The sequence below is a fragment of the Streptomyces sp. LUP30 genome (genome assembly GCF_001746365.1).
GTDB lineage: Bacteria > Actinomycetota > Actinomycetes > Streptomycetales > Streptomycetaceae > Streptomyces.
Map to the genome: position 1 here is coordinate 174,276 of NZ_MJAJ01000003.1, position 17,285 is coordinate 191,560.

A 17,285-nucleotide genomic window follows, 5' to 3' on the forward strand; every position below is an offset into this window, starting at 1 on the left:
TCCCCGTATCCCCAGGAGGCACCGCCATGGAAACCAACCGGACAGGCCGCAGAAACGTATTCCGCACCGCAGGCGCCGTGGCCGCCGCGATGCAGGTCAACAGACACCTGAGCATCCCGGTCGCCACCACCGCCCTGGCCCTCGCGCTCGCCGCGTGCGGGGCGACCGGCACGGCGGAGAACGCGGCGGCGAAGGGCACGACGCAGGGCGGGGGAGCCGGCGCGTCCGCCGAGCACACCGACGACATCTCGGTGGGCGTGAAGCCGGATGCGAACGCGGTGAAACTGCTGCCCGCGGCGGTCAAGGCCGAGGGCACGCTCTCGGTGGCCATGGACCTGTCGTACCCGCCCACCACGTTCATGGCATCGGACAACAAGACCCCGATCGGGTTCAACCCGGACATGGCCCGGCTGATCGCCGCCAAGCTCGGCCTGAAACTCCAGATCAACAACGTCAAGTTCGACACCATCATCACCGGACTGCAGGCCGACCGGTACGACTTCACCGCCTCCACCATGGGCGCCACCAGCGACCGGCTGAAGGTGCTCGACATGGTCGACTACGTCAACTCCGGGACCGGAGTGTCCGTCCCCTACGGCAATCCGCAGAAGCTGGGCACCCACACGCTGTGCGGGCACCGCGTCGCCGTCCCCTCCGGCAGCACCGCGGAACTCCAGTGGCTGCCCCAGCTGTCCGAGCAGGACTGTACGAGCAAGGGCAAGCCGGCCATCAAGTCGGTGTCCCTGCCCAGCGTGAACGATGCTCTGACCCAGCTGGTCTCCAAGCGGATCGACGCGGTGATGTACGACTTCATCTCGCTCGAGTGGGCGGCCGCGCAGCAGCCCAAGACGTTCGACGTCCTCACGCCCTTGGTGGCCACCAAGCCCGCGACCGTCGCGCTGAAGAAGGACTCGCCGCTGACCCCCGCGGTGAAGGCTGCCGTCCAGTCGATCATCGACGACCCCAAGTACACCCAGGCGCTGGGCCGCTGGGGCCTCAAGGACCTCGGGATCAAGACCGCGGCCATGGCCGTCCCGCAGGACTGACATGTCCACGGATCTGATCGGTACGAAGACCAGGAGCCGACCGGTGTCACCACTGCTGGCCGAAGAAAAGAAGCGGATCACGCCGAGCCGTCCGCGCGACTACGTCGCCTGGGTCGTCGCGATCGCGATCGTCGCCGGTCTGGTGTGGACCGCGGTGACGAACGAGAACTATCGCTGGCCGGTGGTGTTCAGCTACTTCACCACGCAGACCATCCTCAACGGCCTGCTGATCACGCTCCTCCTGACCGTGGCGAGCATGGCCCTGGGCACGCTGCTCGGGCTGGTGCTGGCGGTGATGCGCATGTCGCACCAGCGGCCCGTCTCCGGGCTCGCGCAGCTCTACATCACCTTCTTCCGCGGCACTCCGGTGCTCGTGCAGCTGGTCTTCTGGTTCAACATCGCGGCGCTGTACCCGCACCTCTCGATCGGCATCCCGTTCACGGACATCTCCACGCCGGTGAACGTGAACGCGATCATGACGCCGATGACCGCGGCCGTGGTGGGGCTGACGCTCAACCAGGCCGCCTACATGTCCGAGATCATCCGCGGCGGGTTCGCCTCGGTCGGTCGCGGACAGCACGAGGCGGCGGAGTCCCTGGGCATGTCGGGGTTCACCAAGCTCCGGCACGTGATCATCCCGCAGACCATGCCGGCGGTCATCCCCGCCACGGGAAACCAGGTGATCGGCATGCTCAAGGAGACCTCGCTGGTGAGCGTGCTCGGCGTCGCCGACCTGCTGAACAGCGCACAGTCGATCTACGCCCGCAACTACCAGACGATCCCGCTGCTGATCGTGGCCAGCCTCTGGTACCTGATCATGACTCTGGTGCTGAGCGTGCCGCAGTCCATGATCGAGCGCCGGTTCTCCCGCTCGACCCGGGCGCGGCTGACCCCGGCCGCCACCTCGGCCGAGCCGGGGGCGGCCCAGCCCGTTCCCACCACGAGGGAGTCCCTGCTGTGAACGCCGACGGAACGATCGTCGCACGCAAGCTGTGCAAGAGCTTCGGACGTCACCAGGTCCTGCGTGACATCGACCTGACCGTCGCGGCCGGGGAGATCTCCTGCATCATCGGGCCCAGCGGATCGGGCAAATCGACCCTGCTGCGGTGCATCAACGGGCTGGAGACCGTCGACCGCGGAGTCCTGCGGGTCAACGGCGAGGACTTCGGCTACGTCGAGAAGGACGACGTCTATCACGCCGTCCGCCCGCAGCGGCTCGCCGAGCAACGAGCCCGCATCGGCATGGTGTTCCAGCAGTTCAACCTGTTCCCGAACATGACCGCCGAAAGCAACGTCATGTCCGGACCGGTGCTGGTGCAGAAGAAGAACCGCGCCACCTGCCGGGAGCAGGCACAAGAACTGCTGGCCAAGGTCGGCCTCAAGGGCTGCGGCCACAAGTACCCCGCCCAACTCTCCGGCGGCCAGCAGCAGCGCGTGGCCATCGCCCGCGCGCTGGCGATGCAACCCACCATCATGCTGTTCGACGAACCCACCAGCGCGCTGGACCCCGAGCGCGTGGGTGAAGTGCTCGCCGTCATGCGCGACCTCGCCGGCAACGGCATGACCATGCTGCTCGTCACCCACGAGATGGGCTTCGCCCGCGAGGTCGCCGACGAAGTGCTCTTCATGGACGAAGGCATCGCCGTCGAACGCGGCGACGCACGCGAAGTGCTGGCCAACCCCCGTGAGAAACGAACCCAGGCCTTCCTCGAAAGAGTCCTGTAGAAGCGGACGGGACCGACGTGACGTCCGCACCCTGCAGGTCCCGGTCCTCGACGCCCTCCAGTCAGACCTCGTCCGACCGTCGCTGACATCGCCGTCGGCCGGGCCCCTGGCGCCGCCCGGCCGCGCCTCCTTCGAAACTCCCCGCTAAGGACCCGACATGAAGACGATTCCCTACTGGACAGAAACCGCCGGGGCGTTTCCCGACCGATCCGGCAAGCCGCTGACCGAGGACACCGACCTGGTGGTCGTCGGCGCCGGCCTGACGGGTCTGTCCACCGCCCTGCACTCCGCCCGCAAGGGCGCCCGCGTCACCCTCGTCGAAAAGGGCCAGATCGGCTCCGGTGCCTCCGCCCGCAACGGCGGCATGGCCAACCTGGGCTTCACCATCGGCGTGGGCCAGGCCATCCGCCGGTACGGACTCGAACGGGCTCGCGAGATCTACAACTCCTACGGCGAGGCCGTGGACACCGTCGAGCGGCTCGTGAACGAGGAGTCCATCGACTGCCAGTTCCGCCGCGTCGGACGCCTGGGTGTCGCGTCCCGCCCCGCCCACTTCGAGAGCAAGAAGGTCCAACAACGCGACCTGGCCGAGTACTTCGGACACGAGACCACTCTGATCGGCAAGGCCGAGCTGCGTTCCGAGATCGGATCCGACGCCTACCACGGCGGCCTGCTCGACCCGTTCAGCGCCGCCCTGCACGTCGGCCGCTTCGTACGCGGTATGGCCGAGGCGTGCGAGCGCGCCGGTGTGGAGATCCACGAGCGCAACGCTGCCATCGGCGTGCGGCGTACCGCCGCCGGCCGGTTCGAGGTCAGCACCGAGCGCGGTGTCATCCGTACCGGGCAGGTCATGATGGCGACCGACGCCTACACCGACAAGAACTTCCCGTGGCTGCGCCGACAGCAGGTCTGCGTGGGCAGCTTCATCATCGTCACCGAGCCGCTCGGCGAGGACCTCGCCCGGGACATCATCCCCAAGGCCCGCCTCATCGTCGACTCCAACAAGGTCTGCCACTACTTCCGGCTCACCCCGGACAACCGGCTGCTGTTCGGCGGCCGCGCCCGTTTCGCCCCGTCCGACCCCACCTCGGACAAGAAGAGCGGGGCCGTCCTGTTCCGTGAGATGTGCGAGATTTTCCCCCAGCTCTCCCGCACCAGGATCGAGTACGTGTGGGGCGGCTCCGTCGGCTTCGCCATGGACCGCATCGTGCACGCCGGGCAGACCGAGGACGGCGTCCACTACTCGATGGGATACGCCGGCCACGGCGTGCAGATGGCCACCCACATGGGGCACGTCATGGCCGAGGTGATGGACGGCCACCCCGAGGCCAACCCCGTCCGCGACATCGCACCGCCCCGCATCCCCCTCTACAACGGCACCGCATGGTTCCTGCCCTTCGCGGGCGCCTACTACAAGACGCTTGACCGCGTCCGCTGACCGGTCGGCAGCCTCTCTACACCCACAAGGAGACACCCACGATGACTGTCGTCCGTGATGTTCCCAAGCAGCTGTTCATCGGCGGCGATTGGCAGGACGCGGAGTCCGGCCGGACCCTGTCCGTCGACAACCCGGCCACCGGCGAGGATCTGTGCCAGGTCGCCGACGCCTCACCCGCCGACGGCCGGCGTGCGGTCGAGGCGGCGGTCGCCGCGCAGGCCGCCTGGGCCGCCACCCCGCCGCGCGTGCGCAGCGAGATCCTGCGCCGCGCCTACGACATCATCATCGCGCGCACCGAGGACCTCGCGCTGCTGATGACCCTGGAGATGGGCAAGCCCCTGGGCGAGGCGCGTGCCGAAGTGGCGTACGGCGCGGAGTTCTTCCGCTGGTTCTCCGAGGAGGCCGTCCGCATCGACGGCGGCATGATGACCGCCCCCGACGGCAGGAACCGTCTGCTGGTCGCCCGTCAGCCCGTCGGCCCCTGCCTCCTCATCACCCCCTGGAACTTCCCCCTGGCGATGGGCACCCGCAAGATCGGCCCCGCCATCGCCGCCGGCTGCACCATCGTCCTCAAACCCGCCCCCCAGACCCCCCTGACCAGCCTCGCACTGGCGGAGATCCTCATCGAAGCGGGCCTGCCGGCCGGTGTGCTGAACATCGTCACCACCACCGACGCCGCCGGCGTCGTCGAACCCCTCCTGCGCGGCGGGAAGATCCGCAAGCTCTCCTTCACCGGCTCCACCCAGGTCGGGCGGATCCTGCTGGCCCAGTGCGCCGACACCGTCATCCGCACCTCCATGGAACTGGGCGGCAACGCCCCCCTCATCGTCTTCGACGACGCCGACCTCGACACCGCCGTCGAGGGCACCATGGTCGCCAAGATGCGCAACATGGGCGAGTCCTGCTGCGCGGCCAACCGCATCCTCGTCCAGAGCTCCGTCGCCGACGAGTTCGCCCAGCGCCTCACCGCCCGCATGGCCGCCCTCACCGTCGGGCCCGGCACCGAACCCGGCACCGACGTCGGCCCCCTCATCGACCTCGCCGGCCGCAGCAAGGCCCACGACCTGGTACGGGACGCCGTCAAGCGCGGGGCCACCGCCCTGACCGGCGGAGAACTCCCCGAAGGACCGGGCTGCTTCTACCCGCCCACCGTCCTCACCGGCATCGCCCCCGACGCCGCGATCATCGACACCGAGATCTTCGGCCCCGTCGCCGCGATCCGCACCTTCGAGACCGAGGACGAGGCCGTCGCCGCCGCCAACGACACCGAATTCGGCCTGGCCGCCTACCTGTTCACCCAGAACCTCGACCGTGCCCTGCGGGTCGCCGAACGCCTCGAAAGCGGCATGATCGGCATCAACACGGGACTGGTCTCCAACCCCGCCGCGCCCTTCGGCGGCGTCAAGCAGTCCGGCCTGGGCCGCGAAGGCGGACGCGTCGGCATCGACGAGTTCCTGGAGTACAAGTACATGGCCGTCCCCGTCGGAGCCTGACATGCGCGAGCGACTCGTCGTCCTCTACCGCGGCAACCGGCCCCCCGCCACCGACCGCATCGAAAGCCTCGCCGACACCGTCTACGCCACGGAGGAGGAACTGCCGTACCTCCTCCCCGGCGCCGACGTCCTCATGGCCTGGGTGACCATCACCCCGGCCATCCGGGAGGCGTGGCCCGATGATCCGCAGAAGGCGCCCCGCTGGGTCCACGCGTCCTCCGCGGGCGTGGACTCCTTCCTGTTCCCCGCCCTGGTGGACGATCCGCACCTTGTCCTGACCAACGCCCGCGGTGTCTACGAGCAGCCGACCGCCGAGTACGTCCTGGGCCTTATCCTCGCCCTCGCCAAGGACTTCCCCGGCACCTGGGAGCACCAGCACCGCCGCGAGTGGCGTCCGCGCCCCAGCGACGGCATCACGGGACGCACCGCGCTGGTCTGGGGGACGGGGCCGATCGGCCGGGCCATCGCCCGGCTGCTGCGCGCCGTGGGGATGCGTGTGTGCGGCGCGGGCCGCGAGGCCCGCACGGACGACCCCGACTTCGGCACGGTCCACGGTGCGGCGACCTTGCGCTCCGCCCTGACAGAAGCGGACTACGTCGTCCTGGCCGCCCCTCTCACCCAGGACACCCGGGGCATGGTCGACGCCCCCGTGCTCGCCGCCATGAAGCCGGGGGCGCGGCTGATCAACGTGGGCCGTGGCGGACTCGTCGACGAGGAGGCGCTGGTCGACCACCTCGCCGCCGGACGGCTCGCCGGGGCGGCCCTGGACGTGTTCGCCCAGGAACCGCTGCCTGCCGAGTCTCCCCTGTGGAACATGCCCGGCGTGATCATCTCCCCGCACACGGCCGGCGAGACCACCAGCGAGCGGGAGGCGCTCATCGAGGTGTTCCTCGACAACTTCGCCCGCCACATCGAGGGCCGACCGCTGCGCAACGTGGTGGACAAGCGGCGCGGATACGTGGTCGACGACACGCGCCCAGCCTGAAGGCGAGCAGCACGCGCCCCGACCGGTGACTCCTACCGGCCGGGGCGCGTGCTACTCGCCTTTCTCTCCCCGACTTGCGGCACCCGGCTGGACACGGACGCCGAGCAGCAGGCAGGCGACAGCTTTGTCATGAAGCCGGGTTACGTCGGTGTCTGGAAGACCATCGAAACCGTGCGCAAGATCTACCTGACCGTTTCATAAGCCCGGCTCAGCGAAGCACTACGGGGTGATGGGACCGGGCGGCTACCGCTCGCCGCCTTCCGGCGTGAGTTCGATGACGCCGGAAAGGATGTGGCAGAACTCGAAGAGCTCGCCCTTGATCGAGTGCGTCTCGCCGGGCGTCGCTTCCCAGACACCAGTCTTGATCGTTTCCCCGCGGGCGGCGTCCTGGGTCCAGGTCTTGTAAGTCGGGTTGCCGGCAATCAGGCGTTCCGGCAGCGGGCCGGACTCCTGGGGTGCGAAGGAGGGGTTGGGATCGATGGTCTTCAGGAGCGACATGCTTTTCCTCTACTGGATGTGACAACGACGCAAATCGGGAGCGGACGTAGCAGGCGTCACCGGGCCGAGTTCGACCGGACTCATCGCGCGTCTCGGAGCAGGGCCTGACGGCTGCCCACCACGGGTTTCGACTCCGACATGAAGTGCCGGACGATCGGCATCGAAGGTGACCTGATGGGCGGCGGCCTGCACCGGCGGTGCGGAGCGTGCGACTGCCCCGGCCCATCGAGTATTTCTGACGCCCCGCACGGAGCCCATGTGTGATCTGTCCGTCGCGGGCACGAGGTTCGGACGTTGTGTCAGGCGAAAGGCCAGAGGGGCATTCATGGCGAGGCGCGGATCGGTCGCCACGCATCCAGCGGCACGGACGGGTCTGCGAGCATCAGCCCGTTCCCCGGTGCACCATGCAGACGAACCGCGTCTTCATGCGATGTCCCCTCGCCGGCTCCGGTAGTCGTGGAGCCAGCGGAGACCTTCGCTCGTTCCGGCGCGGGGGCGGTACTCGCAGCCGACCCACCCGCCGAAGCCCAGCTCGTCGACCACGTCGAGCAGGTGGCGGACGTTGAGCTCACCCCGGTCGGGCTCACCCCGGTCGGGCACGCCCGCGATCTGCAGATGGCCGACCCGGCCGGTCGGCAGGTCACGGCGCAGGGTCGCGGTGAGGTCGCCTTCGACGATCTGGCAGTGGTAGAGGTCGAACTGCACCTTGAGACGTGAGGCTCCCACCTCCTGAACGACGGCGTGCGCCTCGGCCTGGGTGCTCAGGACGTACCCGGGCATGTCGCGGCCGTTGATCGGCTCGATCAGGATGTCGACGCCGGCCGCGGCGGCCCGCTCCGCGGCCCAGGCCAGGTTGGTCAGATAGGTGTCACGGTGCTCGGCCCGCTCGACCGGTGGCGCGTCCGGCCGGACCAGCCCGGCCATCAGGTGCACCCGTGGGCAGCCCAACGCCGCCGCGTACTCCAGCGCCCGGTCGACCCCGGAACGCACCTCCGCCTCCCGCCCGGGCAGTGCCGCCACCCCGCGCTCTCCGCACTCCCACGCTCCGGGAGGGGCGTTGAAGAGCACCTGCTCCAGGCCGTGGTCGTCGAGCCGGCGGCGCAGCTCGGCGGCGTCGTACGCATAGGGGAAGAGGTACTCCACGGCCTCGAAGCCGTCAGCCGAGGCCGCGGCGAAGCGGTCGAGGAAATCGTGCTCGGTGTACATCGTGGACAGGTTCGCTGCGAACCTCGGCATGCCGGCTCCTGTGTTTCGGCCGGGGTGGGCGAACAGCTCCACAGCCCCTTGCCGTTCCATGGTCTAGAAAGCCCTGGCTGTGGCACGGACGGGTTCAGCCGCCTGCTCGTTCAGCACACGCACCGCGTCCTCCGCTCCGCTGCGTGGGCTGGAGAGCACGGGCTTGCCTACGGCTTCGGCGATCGCGGGAGCCAGCCGTGCCATGGACGCCTGGGCCAGCACGATCACGTCGACCTCGGTGGCCAACGCCCGTGCCCCGTCCAGCACCATCGCATCGTGGCGGTCGCGGTCACCGGACGTGAGCACCGAGAAGGCGCCCTCGCAGAGCCGTTCTCGGACGGTGATGTCGCGACCGGCCGCCCGGGCCTTCTCCTCGACGAGAGCACGGGTCGGCGGCAGCGTCGTGGGGACCGTGGCCAGGACGCCGATGGCGTCAGCGGACTCGACCGCTGACGCGGTCATCGCGTCGTCGATCTTGACGATCGGGACGGAGACCAGGCGTCGGGCCACGTCCATGGCCGGACCGACCGAGGAGCAGGCGGAGAAGATGACATCGGCCCCCGCGGCCTCCGCGGCCTGGGCCAGGTGCACCAGACGCTGCGTGCTGGCAGGCGAGACCTCGCCGTCGCGCACCACGGCAGCGAGCACGTCGCTGTCGACGAAGTGCAGGACCCTGGCGTTCGGCGCGAGTTCCGCGAGGTCTTCGTTGATGACCGAATCGGGGTTGATGAACAGCAGACTGGTGTGCAGCACGGCGATCGAGGCAGTGGTGGACATGGTGTCTCCAACAAGGTGAAGTATCGGGCCGTGTGCCGGTGAGGGCACGAGGGCACGAGACGAAGCGGTGCGAACCGCGCGCCACGCGCGCGGCCGGTGGTGTACGACGGTCTGGTGCCCGTCGCTGCGGTGCGGTCCAGGTCAGCGGGGCTGAGTTCAGGTCACGCGTTTCCCGCTTCGGCTTGGGGGCTCAGGCGGCCGATGACATCCAGGGCTGCGTCCCGAACCGCGTCGCGGCCGGCCGCCCACATGGAGACGACGTCGGAGCCGGGCAACGCGGACGGGAGGGACGCGCCGGTGGCCGCCAGATAGGAGCGGCGTAGTTCGGCGTTGACGTTGACCTTGGCGACGCCTCGGGCGAGGGCGCCGTGCAGCTCCTCGACGGGCAGACCGCTGGCGCCGTGCAGGACGAGCGGGACCGGTACGGCCTCGTGGATCGCGGCCAGCCGCTCCAGGTCCAGGCGGACCGGGTGCTTGGTGAAGCCGTGGACGTTGCCGACGGCGACGGCGAGCGCGTCCACGCCCGTCGCGGACACGATTCGGCCGCCTGCTGCGGATCTGTCATCGCCGCGGCCTGCGCGACGGCGTCGGTGGAGACGTCCTCGTCGCCCGGCAGGGCACCGAGCTCGGCCTCCACCCAGGTGCCGTGGTCGCGGGCTCGGCGGACCGCCTCCTTCGTCAACGCGATGTTCTCGGCGAACGGCAGGTGCGAGCCGTCGACCATGACAGAGGTGTAGCCGGCCTCCAGGCAGGCGGTGATCTCGTCCAGGTCCCGGCTGTGGTCGAGGTGCACCCCGAGAAGGGCCGTGGAGCGTGCGACGGCGTCCAGCACCAGCCGCATCAGGGCCTCGCGGCCGGCGTGCTGGAAGGGACTGGAGCCCGCCTGGATGATGACGGGCCGTCCGGCGGCCTCGGCGGCGGCCGTGATGCCCTGGACTGTCTCCAGGTTGTAGGCGACGAACCCGGGCAGAGCGTGACCGGCGGCCGCCGCCTCCTTCAGGGCATCGGTTCCGTGCTGCAGCATCAGGCACTCCTGAGCAGGTCGAGGGCGTCGGCCAGGGCGTCGGTGCCCCCGACGTTCCCGGCGAAGACGATGTAGGGGATGCCGGCGGCGGGGCCGTCCACCGGCTCCCAGAGCGAGACGATGCCCGGCAGCAGCGTGCCCCGGGCCCAGGCACGGCGGATCCGAAGGCCGTGGGTGGCGGTGTCGCTGGAGGTGATCCCGCCCTTGGCGAGGACGAAAGCGGGCCGCCGGGAGGCGTTGACCTGGCGCACGGCCGAAACGAGCGCGGCGGAGACCCGGCGGGAGATCGCCAGACTGTCGTCCGCGTCGGCACCCGTCATCAGCACGCGAGAGGTACGGATCACCGCGTCCGCCGAGCCCAGGGCGCCGGCGGCCGCGGCCGCGACCTCGGCGATGTGGGCCTCACGCCGCTCCTCGTCGAGCAGCAGGGCCACGTCCAGCTCGTACTCCGCGATCCCGCCTCGCTCCCGCAGCCGGTCCAACTGCCGTGTCGTCAAGGCGACATGAGACCCCACGACGATGAGACCGTGCGGTGCGTCGCCGCGCAGAGGGCGCAGTTCGGCCGGGGTGAGCGGTGCCCGCGCAGCCTGTCCGGCGCGGGCCCTGACAAAGGACGGCCCGACCCGGTACACCAGCCGCGTGCCGTTCTCCTCCGCCTCCGCGAGTGCCAGGGCCAGCACCCGCAGATCGTCGTCGCACACCGCGTCGACCACGGCCGTACGTCCGCCGCGCAGCGAGGACAGCTGCCGCGCCGTGTGCACGGGGCCGCCGCCGCGCAGGTCGTCGAGAGTGACGCGCAGAACCTCGTACGCGGGGATGCGTCCGCCCGTCTTCTCCTCGACCCACTCGGGCAGCGAGGAGCTGCGATAGCCGAAGGTGGCGTCGCGGGCGAACTCGCTCTCGCCGACCGGGAGCAGTCCGTCGGCGGTCCGCATCCAGTGGCGGGAGCCAACGGTCAGCCGGCCCGCCTCGACGTAGGCGGGGACCACCACCACGCCGTCCGGAGCACCTGCGCCCAGCTCCGTCAGCTCCTCTGCGAGGACATCGGTCTCCAGCGGGAAGTGACCGCGAAGCGTGGAGTCCCCGCGGCTCGCCAGGACGTAGCCGGTGCCCTCGGCCGCCGACGCCGCGTGCAGGGCCCGGAGGACCTCGCGGTTGCGGGCGGCCGCGTCCTCGGGGGACAGGCTGCGGGTGTTGGTGAGGACGAAGAAGACGGCGCTGTCCTGGCGCAGCGCCCAGCGCAGGTCGTCCACCGTCCAGGACGTCAGGACGGGCACGTCGGCGACCGTCTGGGTGCCGGTCGGATCGTCGTCGAGGACGACGAGACGGGGGCCGCCGGATATGCGGGCGGCCACTTCCGCGGCGCTCACCTCGTGGACTGGAGGCAGCCCTTCCAGCACCACCGCCTCGGGGACGGGCCGCGTCTGGGCATGAACGGGTAGAGACATGGCGAATTCCTGGTCTGTTACGAGTGGTGCTCGCTGCGGTGGGCTACGGCGGTCATGGCAGGCCGGGCCGTCTCTCGGAGCATGTTCGGGCGGGCGGGTCCGTGGGGTCCAGCAAGGGGGCGAGCGAGCCGGCCCGCCAGGGCGGTGGGGGGCTTGCCCCGATTACGTGGCGGGCGTCCGCGCAGTGTCACCGCCGTGGGTATCGGCTCAGAACGACCTCTCCTTCGCCTTGCAGCAGGCGCGGCCGAACGGCAGGCACTGGGCGGGCGGCAGGACCTCGATCCCGCGGCCCCGATGCCGTCACCGGGGATGAGGGTGACGCGGTGGTTCTGGGTTCGTCATAGGGCCGATTCCAGCAGCGGGCCGGGCAGCGCGTCCAAGACGCAATGCCGATGTTCCTTATAGGATCGCCCTATAAGGCGGCTTTACTGCGGTTCCGTCAGCTCCGTCCGGGAAGTACATCGCCGCCGGGGACTGTGGGCCGCGGCGGCTGATCAGCGCGATACGCAGCTCTCCGTTCGCTTCCAGGTCGAGCACCGGGGTGCCAGCCCGCTTCCACGGTCCACCACCCGGGTCGGTCACCACCGCCGGCCCCACCCCCTCCGGCGCCATCGACAGCACCGACAACACCGTGCTCGCACGGGTCGTCCACACGGGCCCGCCCGGCCGTGCCCCGCTGCCGCTCGGCGGTGTCCCGCGCACCGCGCTGACCTGGGCGCCGAAGCGGCAGTTGGGCCGGCGTTCGGCCGCCCGGCGGCAGTAGTGCTCGTATGCGCGGCGCGGCAGGTGGAGGCGCTCCGTGTGGTTCGACGGGTTCCGGAACCACCGCATCATCGCCGAGCCCGACGGCAAGCTGTACCAGACCATGGCACAGTCCCAGTCGGGCCCGATCATCTACGCCTTCCGCGACCCGTTCGTCTTCCGAGACCCCCGGGACCGCAAGATCCACATCTTGTTCGAGGGCAATACGGCCGGTACCGCCGGCAGCTACCAGTGCACCAAGCGCGACATAGGTGACGTCCCGGCCGGCCACGAGGTGCCGGAGAACGCGAAGTACTACACGGGCAACATCGGGCTGGCCACGGCCGACAGCGACAGCATGGGCAAGTGGCGGCTGCAGCCCCCGCTGCTCTCGGCCAACTGTGTGAACCAGCAGACCGAACGGCCCCACCTGGTCATCCGCAACGGCAAGTACTACCTGTTCACCATCAGCCACAAGTTCACGTTCGCGCCGGGGCTGAGCGGCTGGGACGGCCTCTACGGGTTCGTCGGTCCGTCCCTGCGCAGCGACTACAAGCCGCTCAACGGCAACGCACTGGTCCTGGGCAACCCGGAGGACGCCCCGACGCAGCAGTACTCGCACTACGTGATGCCCAACGGCCTCGTGGAGAGCTTCATCGACACGGTCCCCACCGCCGACGGCGGGACCCGCTTCGGCGGCACCCTGGCACGCACGCTCGTGCTGTCCATGAACGGCAACAAGACCAGGCTCACCCAGCAGTTGGGCTACGGCTTCATCCCGTAATCGACCCACGGTCGAGCAACGCGCCATGGCGGGCCGCGCCACAGTGGCCCGTCACGGCCGTTCGAACCGGTCGCTGAGGAGCTGCTGCACATGGTCGTCACCGTCGCACCCCCTCGTTGAGCGGCTTCGCGACCTATGTCGTACGCAGCCTGCCGCGGCGGCCCGCTCAGCCGCCCGCATCAGGACTCAGTCCAACAGCGCGGCCAGCGCGGTGCCGCCCGCCATGATCCGCCATGCGGGCACCCGCACTGTCCGGCTCACCGGGCCGGGTTTGGCCCCATGGCCCCCGGAGGGCAGTCCGGTGAGCAGGTCACCTCGCGCGTGGGTCAGCCTGAGATGCCGCGCGGGGTCTTCGCCGGGCCTCGGGCCGGGGTCGATCAGCACGGCCGTGTTCTCGCCGGCGTCGGTGAACAGCAGGTCCACCGGGTTTCCCCCCACCGGTACGGCGCGCTCCATATCGGTGACGCCTCGTCCGGTCAGGTACCGCTGCAAGCGGTCGGCGAGGTCCTCGCGCGCCTCGCTCACCGGGCCGGCCCTGCCGGTCCCGGCCGCGATGCCGCCCTCGCCCCCTCCCAGCGGTGCCGAGCGCGCGGCGAGGAGGGCGGGCAACCCGCTCTGGTCCTGCCAGAAGGCGTGGCAGCCCACGGTGATCAGCTGTGACTTGGCCCGGGTAACCGCGACATTCCACAGGTTGACCTGGCTCGCGACCCAGTGCGTGGTCCGGGGCGGTGTGTTGCGCGCCGCCACTGGGCTGAGCACCATCACATCACGCTGTCCGCCCTGGAAGGTGTGGACGGTACCGACCCGGACCCGGTCGTCGTTCCGCCACATCCGGGCCAGTGTCTCCTTCTGCGCCCGGAACGGCGTGACCACTCCCACCGTCGTGTCCGGCGGAAGTCCCGCCAGCAGTCCGTCGACCACGCGCCGGACGGCCTCCGCCTCCGCCGCGTTCCGCCAGGACCTCCCGTCGCCGCCGCGCGCGGACGCCCCGGACGGTACGTCGACCCAACCCAGTACCGGTGCCGGGTCCGCCACTCCGACCGGGTCGTGCGCCGGTACCTGCCGCCGCACGTCGGTCAGCACCCGCAACCGGCCGCCGTAGCAGTGGCCGTTGACGACGTCCGCGATCCGCGGGTGGCAACGGTAGTGCTCGTCGAGGAGCAGCGCGCCGTCGCCGTGCTGTTCGGCCGCGTGGTACGAGGAGTACACGTGGTAGGCGAGGCGCTGGTGCTCCAGTTGCGCGGCGCTCAGTCCGGCCCGCGTCCGTGCCTGCCGCTCCTGCTGCGGTGACACTCCGGGGATGTGCCCGAGCTGCATGGGGTCACCGATGATCAGCGCCCGACGGGCCCGGAACAGCAACGGCAGCACCGAGGGTATGGAGCACTGGCTCGCCTCGTCGATGACCACGAGATCGAACAGCTTGGGGGTGAGTTCCAGCTGCCGCACCGAATGGGTGCTGACGGCCCATCCCTTGATGTGCGTCATCAGGTTCTTCTGGCTTCGCTGGTAGCCGGATCGGCGGCGGAGCGCCTGGAGCCGCTGGTTCATGAGCGCGGTGGCCCGGTCGAGGGTCTCGGCGGACAGCGCACGGGACAGTTCCGCCGCCAGGCCGGACAACGCCGCCGCCGTTGCCGACCGAGACGCCTTGAGCCCTTCCTCGTCCCAGTCCTCCTGTCTGCGGACGAGCTCGCGCACCTCTCGTTCCATGGTCACGATCCCAGCCAGGGATTCCAACAACTCGGGCGGCACCGGTCGTTCCGTCGCCCACTCCGGCCACGCCGGTCCGGGCCGCTCTGGCTGCTCCGGCCCGGCCGAGACCAGCGAGGCGAGCGCACGCCCACGCCGCCATGGTCCCAGCTGCCACCAGCCGGCCCCGGCCGTCTTCCGCGCCCGCTCCGCCCACCGGTCCAGCGCTGCCGGGCCGTCCGCGTCCACCGACCAGACCCCCTCCAGGAGGGACAGGGCCAGCTCCAGCTCGGCGGCCCGCTCCTCCCGGTCGCGGAGCAGTTCCAGCAGACGTGTCTCCTCACCGACGTGGTGCGCCGCTTCCGCCCGCAGCTGGTCTGCCGTGCTCCGGGTGTTGCGCAGATCGCCGCCGACGATCGCCGATCCGCGTCGCGGCGCGGTGACCGGTTCGGCGAGCAGCCGTTCCAGTTTGGCCGCCTCCCGCTCCAGCGCCTCCGCGTTTCCCGTCCGCATCAGCAGACCGGGCGCGATGTCGTCGCAACGCTCGGCCACGACGTTCACGGCCTCGTTGTTGGTGGAGGCGACCAGCACCGACTGCCCCGCGGCGACGCAGGTGGTGACGACCGCCGTGACGACCTCGCTCTTGCCCGTGCCGGGCGGCCCCGTCGCCACCGTCAGCGGCTGTGTCATCGCCGAGGAGATCACCTGTTCCTGGCTCTCGTTGCACGGCCCTGGAGCGACGGGTGCCACCGGGCTCGCCGAGGCTGCCGTCGCGGCCGGCGCCTCTCGGGCCCCGCCGTCCAGCAGCGCGTCCAGGGCGGTGCCCGTGATCTGGGCGGTCCGCGTGGAGATCTCGAGCAGGTTGTCCACCAGCGCCTGGGTGGCCACGGCCTCCGCACCGGACGGCACCAGCAGCACGGCTGCGTTGTGCGCGCCGGGCCGCAGTGCCTGCATGACCGTGCGGTCGCTGAGCGCGGACGGGTCCAGCGGTTCGAGTTCCGGCAGTCCCAGCTCCCCCAGCAACTCCCTTATGGCGCGAAGCATCTGGACGTCGTTGCCCTCCTGCCAGGCCGGCTGCCAGCGGGCGACCAGGTCGGCGGCGTCGCCCGCGTCCAGGAATTCCGAGACGACCCCGGTGTGCAGGGACGGCACGCCGCTGGGCCGGAGCACGTCCCTGCCGTCCTCGTCCGGCGCCAGCTCCATCTGCTGGAGGAGCAGCGGCGCCAGCTCGACCGCCGCGCGCCGCCCCCGCCCGCCGTCCCGTGAGGGAAGCGTGATCGCCGGATACCCGTACCAGTACTCCTGTCGGGTCCCCGCCTCGGCGCCCGAACCGGTCCGAACGTCCTGAGGCCGGGGCAGTGATCCGGGCGCGACGATGTGCGGTCCGCGGCCCGACTGAACGACCTCCTCGCCCTGGGTCAGCAGGAAGTACTTCGTGTTCAGTCCGCCGTCCCGGTCGGGCCGCATCCCGGCCGCCGCCTGCGCGGTGAGGCAGTCCGCGTAGTACCGCAGCAGCCGCTGAGGGGCGACGCCGTCCCGTTCATCCGCCTCGGCCGCTTCCCGCGCCTTGATCAGCGCGGGGGAGCGCAGGGCGGCCTCGGTGGCGTCGTGGGGCGGCATGGGAAGCCGCACCGGTCGTGCCACCGACCGGGCGAAGGGCAGGCTCCGGGTGGCCCTGATCGTGGACTTGGTGGGCCGCTGCTCCTCAGGGACGCCTTCGCGGGCCATCTGGGCGGTCAGGTAGTCGAAGAGGTCGTCCGGGGTGATCCAGCCGCCGTCCTTGATCCGGCCGTTGCGCAGCCCTTCGACGATCTCCCCGGTGAACCGGGAGGTGCCGAGGTCCGATCCCTGCGGCGCCATCGCGGAGGCCGCCTGGAGGGCATCGGACGCGGTGATGAAGTACACGCCGGTCGGCCGCAGCAGGGTGCTCGGCGCGGTCCGGTCCGGTTGTCCCGCCGGACCCTTGGCGGTCCAGCCCTGGACGACGGAGCCGCTGGAGCAGCAGTCGAGCAGGACCAGTTTGGAGGCGGCCCGGCAGGACTGCAGCATCCGCTCCAGGAACTCCGCCGGCACGGCCGTGCCCGGCAGGTCGGCGGGGTCGGTGTCGCGGGTCAGGAAGTACAGCTGGCCGTCCTGCTCGCAATACTCGCCGTGGCCGCTGAAGTAGAGCAGCGCGGTCTCACTGGGCTGCCGGGCCTCCAGGAACGTCTCGACGGCGTGCAGCATCTCCGCGCGTGTCGGCTCGGCGGCCACCTCGCACGCGTTGTACATGCCGATCTCGGTGTTCTCCAGCACCGCCCGCATGTAGTGCAGATCGGCCCGCACGGCGGAGAGGTCCTGGTACACCTCGCTGTCGTACATGGAGACGCCGACGAGTAAGGCATGACGGTCGTTGTCGGTCATC

14 protein-coding genes and 1 pseudogene are annotated in these 17,285 nt (G+C 70.4%); 9 read left to right on the plus strand and 6 right to left on the minus strand.

What is annotated here, in order from left to right; all coding sequences use genetic code 11:
* Window positions 1-26 precede the first annotated feature (26 nt).
* The 7 genes from BG482_RS04285 to BG482_RS46025 all read left to right on the plus strand — a co-directional run bounded on the left by BG482_RS04285 (window position 27) and on the right by BG482_RS46025 (window position 6,888).
* The gene (locus BG482_RS04285) at window positions 27-1,046 is read left to right on the plus strand and encodes an ABC transporter substrate-binding protein (protein WP_218108765.1); all 1,020 of its coding nucleotides are present in this window, start codon (window positions 27-29) and stop codon (window positions 1,044-1,046) included.
* A 43-nt stretch (window positions 1,047-1,089) separates the two neighbouring features.
* Window positions 1,090-2,007, plus strand: coding sequence for an amino acid ABC transporter permease (locus BG482_RS04290; RefSeq protein WP_069767629.1), 918 nt, complete (start codon window positions 1,090-1,092; stop codon window positions 2,005-2,007).
* Window positions 2,004-2,771 (plus strand): amino acid ABC transporter ATP-binding protein, encoded by a 768-nt coding sequence (locus BG482_RS04295; protein WP_069767490.1) that lies wholly within the window; start codon window positions 2,004-2,006, stop codon window positions 2,769-2,771. The genes BG482_RS04290 and BG482_RS04295 overlap by 4 nt, the downstream gene beginning before the upstream one ends.
* A gap of 157 nt (window positions 2,772-2,928) precedes the next feature.
* Entirely contained in the window at window positions 2,929-4,209 is a 1,281-nt protein-coding gene (locus BG482_RS04300) for an FAD-binding oxidoreductase (RefSeq protein ID WP_069767491.1), read from the plus strand.
* A gap of 41 nt (window positions 4,210-4,250) precedes the next feature.
* On the plus strand, window positions 4,251-5,702 hold the full coding sequence (locus BG482_RS04305; protein ID WP_069767492.1) for an NAD-dependent succinate-semialdehyde dehydrogenase: 1,452 nt from the start codon (window positions 4,251-4,253) through the stop codon (window positions 5,700-5,702).
* 1 nt (window position 5,703) lies between these two features.
* Window positions 5,704-6,687 carry a D-2-hydroxyacid dehydrogenase gene (locus tag BG482_RS04310; protein ID WP_069767493.1) on the plus strand — a complete coding sequence of 328 codons (984 nt, stop codon included), beginning with the start codon at window positions 5,704-5,706 and terminating at the stop codon, window positions 6,685-6,687.
* A gap of 48 nt (window positions 6,688-6,735) precedes the next feature.
* Window positions 6,736-6,888: a cupin domain-containing protein gene (locus BG482_RS46025; RefSeq protein WP_370745742.1), complete on the plus strand. Its 153-nt coding sequence runs from the start codon at window positions 6,736-6,738 to the stop codon at window positions 6,886-6,888.
* Window positions 6,889-6,930: 42 nt separating this feature from the next.
* Here BG482_RS46025 and BG482_RS04315 read toward each other — a convergent pair whose 3' ends face one another.
* The 5 genes and pseudogenes from BG482_RS04315 to BG482_RS04335 all read right to left on the minus strand — a co-directional run bounded on the left by BG482_RS04315 (window position 6,931) and on the right by BG482_RS04335 (window position 11,670).
* Entirely contained in the window at window positions 6,931-7,185 is a 255-nt protein-coding gene (locus BG482_RS04315; RefSeq protein ID WP_256096251.1) for a cupin domain-containing protein, read from the minus strand.
* 423 nt (window positions 7,186-7,608) lie between these two features.
* Complete coding sequence (otnI, locus tag BG482_RS04320) at window positions 7,609-8,421, minus strand: 2-oxo-tetronate isomerase (protein WP_069767494.1); 813 nt, start codon at window positions 8,419-8,421, stop codon at window positions 7,609-7,611.
* Window positions 8,422-8,484: 63 nt separating this feature from the next.
* Window positions 8,485-9,198: an aspartate/glutamate racemase family protein gene (locus tag BG482_RS04325; RefSeq protein WP_069767495.1), complete on the minus strand. Its 714-nt coding sequence runs from the start codon at window positions 9,196-9,198 to the stop codon at window positions 8,485-8,487.
* A 161-nt stretch (window positions 9,199-9,359) separates the two neighbouring features.
* Window positions 9,360-10,222 (minus strand): annotated as a pseudogene (locus tag BG482_RS46030) (class II fructose-bisphosphate aldolase).
* Entirely contained in the window at window positions 10,222-11,670 is a 1,449-nt protein-coding gene (locus BG482_RS04335) for a four-carbon acid sugar kinase family protein (RefSeq protein ID WP_256096253.1), read from the minus strand. The pseudogene BG482_RS46030 and the gene BG482_RS04335 overlap by 1 nt, the downstream one beginning before the upstream one ends.
* Window positions 11,671-12,211: 541 nt before the next feature.
* On the opposite strand from BG482_RS04335, the gene BG482_RS04340 reads away from it, so the two are divergent.
* Window positions 12,212-12,433 carry a hypothetical protein gene (locus tag BG482_RS04340; protein WP_069767496.1) on the plus strand — a complete coding sequence of 74 codons (222 nt, stop codon included), beginning with the start codon at window positions 12,212-12,214 and terminating at the stop codon, window positions 12,431-12,433.
* 36 nt (window positions 12,434-12,469) lie between these two features.
* A complete protein-coding gene (locus BG482_RS04345) occupies window positions 12,470-13,195 on the plus strand; it encodes a glycoside hydrolase family 68 protein (RefSeq protein WP_256096254.1) in 726 nt (241 codons plus the stop codon).
* Between the two features lie 186 nt (window positions 13,196-13,381).
* On the opposite strand, the gene BG482_RS04350 is transcribed toward BG482_RS04345, so the two are convergent.
* Window positions 13,382-17,284, minus strand: a complete 3,903-nt coding sequence (locus tag BG482_RS04350) for an AAA domain-containing protein (protein ID WP_069767497.1) — start codon at window positions 17,282-17,284, stop codon at window positions 13,382-13,384.
* Window position 17,285 lies beyond the last annotated feature (1 nt).

What these genes read in the sequence shown, in the direction of transcription:
- BG482_RS04285 (WP_218108765.1), top strand. Translation starts at nt 27, where the DNA reads ATGGAAACCAACCGGACAGGCCGCAGAAACGTATTCCGCACCGCAGGC.
- BG482_RS04300 (WP_069767491.1), top strand. Translation starts at nt 2,929, where the DNA reads ATGAAGACGATTCCCTACTGGACAGAAACCGCCGGGGCGTTTCCCGAC.
- BG482_RS04305 (WP_069767492.1), top strand. Translation starts at nt 4,251, where the DNA reads ATGACTGTCGTCCGTGATGTTCCCAAGCAGCTGTTCATCGGCGGCGAT.
- BG482_RS04310 (WP_069767493.1), top strand. Translation starts at nt 5,704, where the DNA reads ATGCGCGAGCGACTCGTCGTCCTCTACCGCGGCAACCGGCCCCCCGCC.
- BG482_RS04315 (WP_256096251.1), bottom strand. Translation starts at nt 7,185, where the DNA reads ATGTCGCTCCTGAAGACCATCGATCCCAACCCCTCCTTCGCACCCCAG.
- otnI (WP_069767494.1), bottom strand. Translation starts at nt 8,421, where the DNA reads ATGCCGAGGTTCGCAGCGAACCTGTCCACGATGTACACCGAGCACGAT.
- BG482_RS04325 (WP_069767495.1), bottom strand. Translation starts at nt 9,198, where the DNA reads ATGTCCACCACTGCCTCGATCGCCGTGCTGCACACCAGTCTGCTGTTC.
- BG482_RS04335 (WP_256096253.1), bottom strand. Translation starts at nt 11,670, where the DNA reads ATGTCTCTACCCGTTCATGCCCAGACGCGGCCCGTCCCCGAGGCGGTG.
- BG482_RS04350 (WP_069767497.1), bottom strand. Translation starts at nt 17,284, where the DNA reads ATGACCGACAACGACCGTCATGCCTTACTCGTCGGCGTCTCCATGTAC.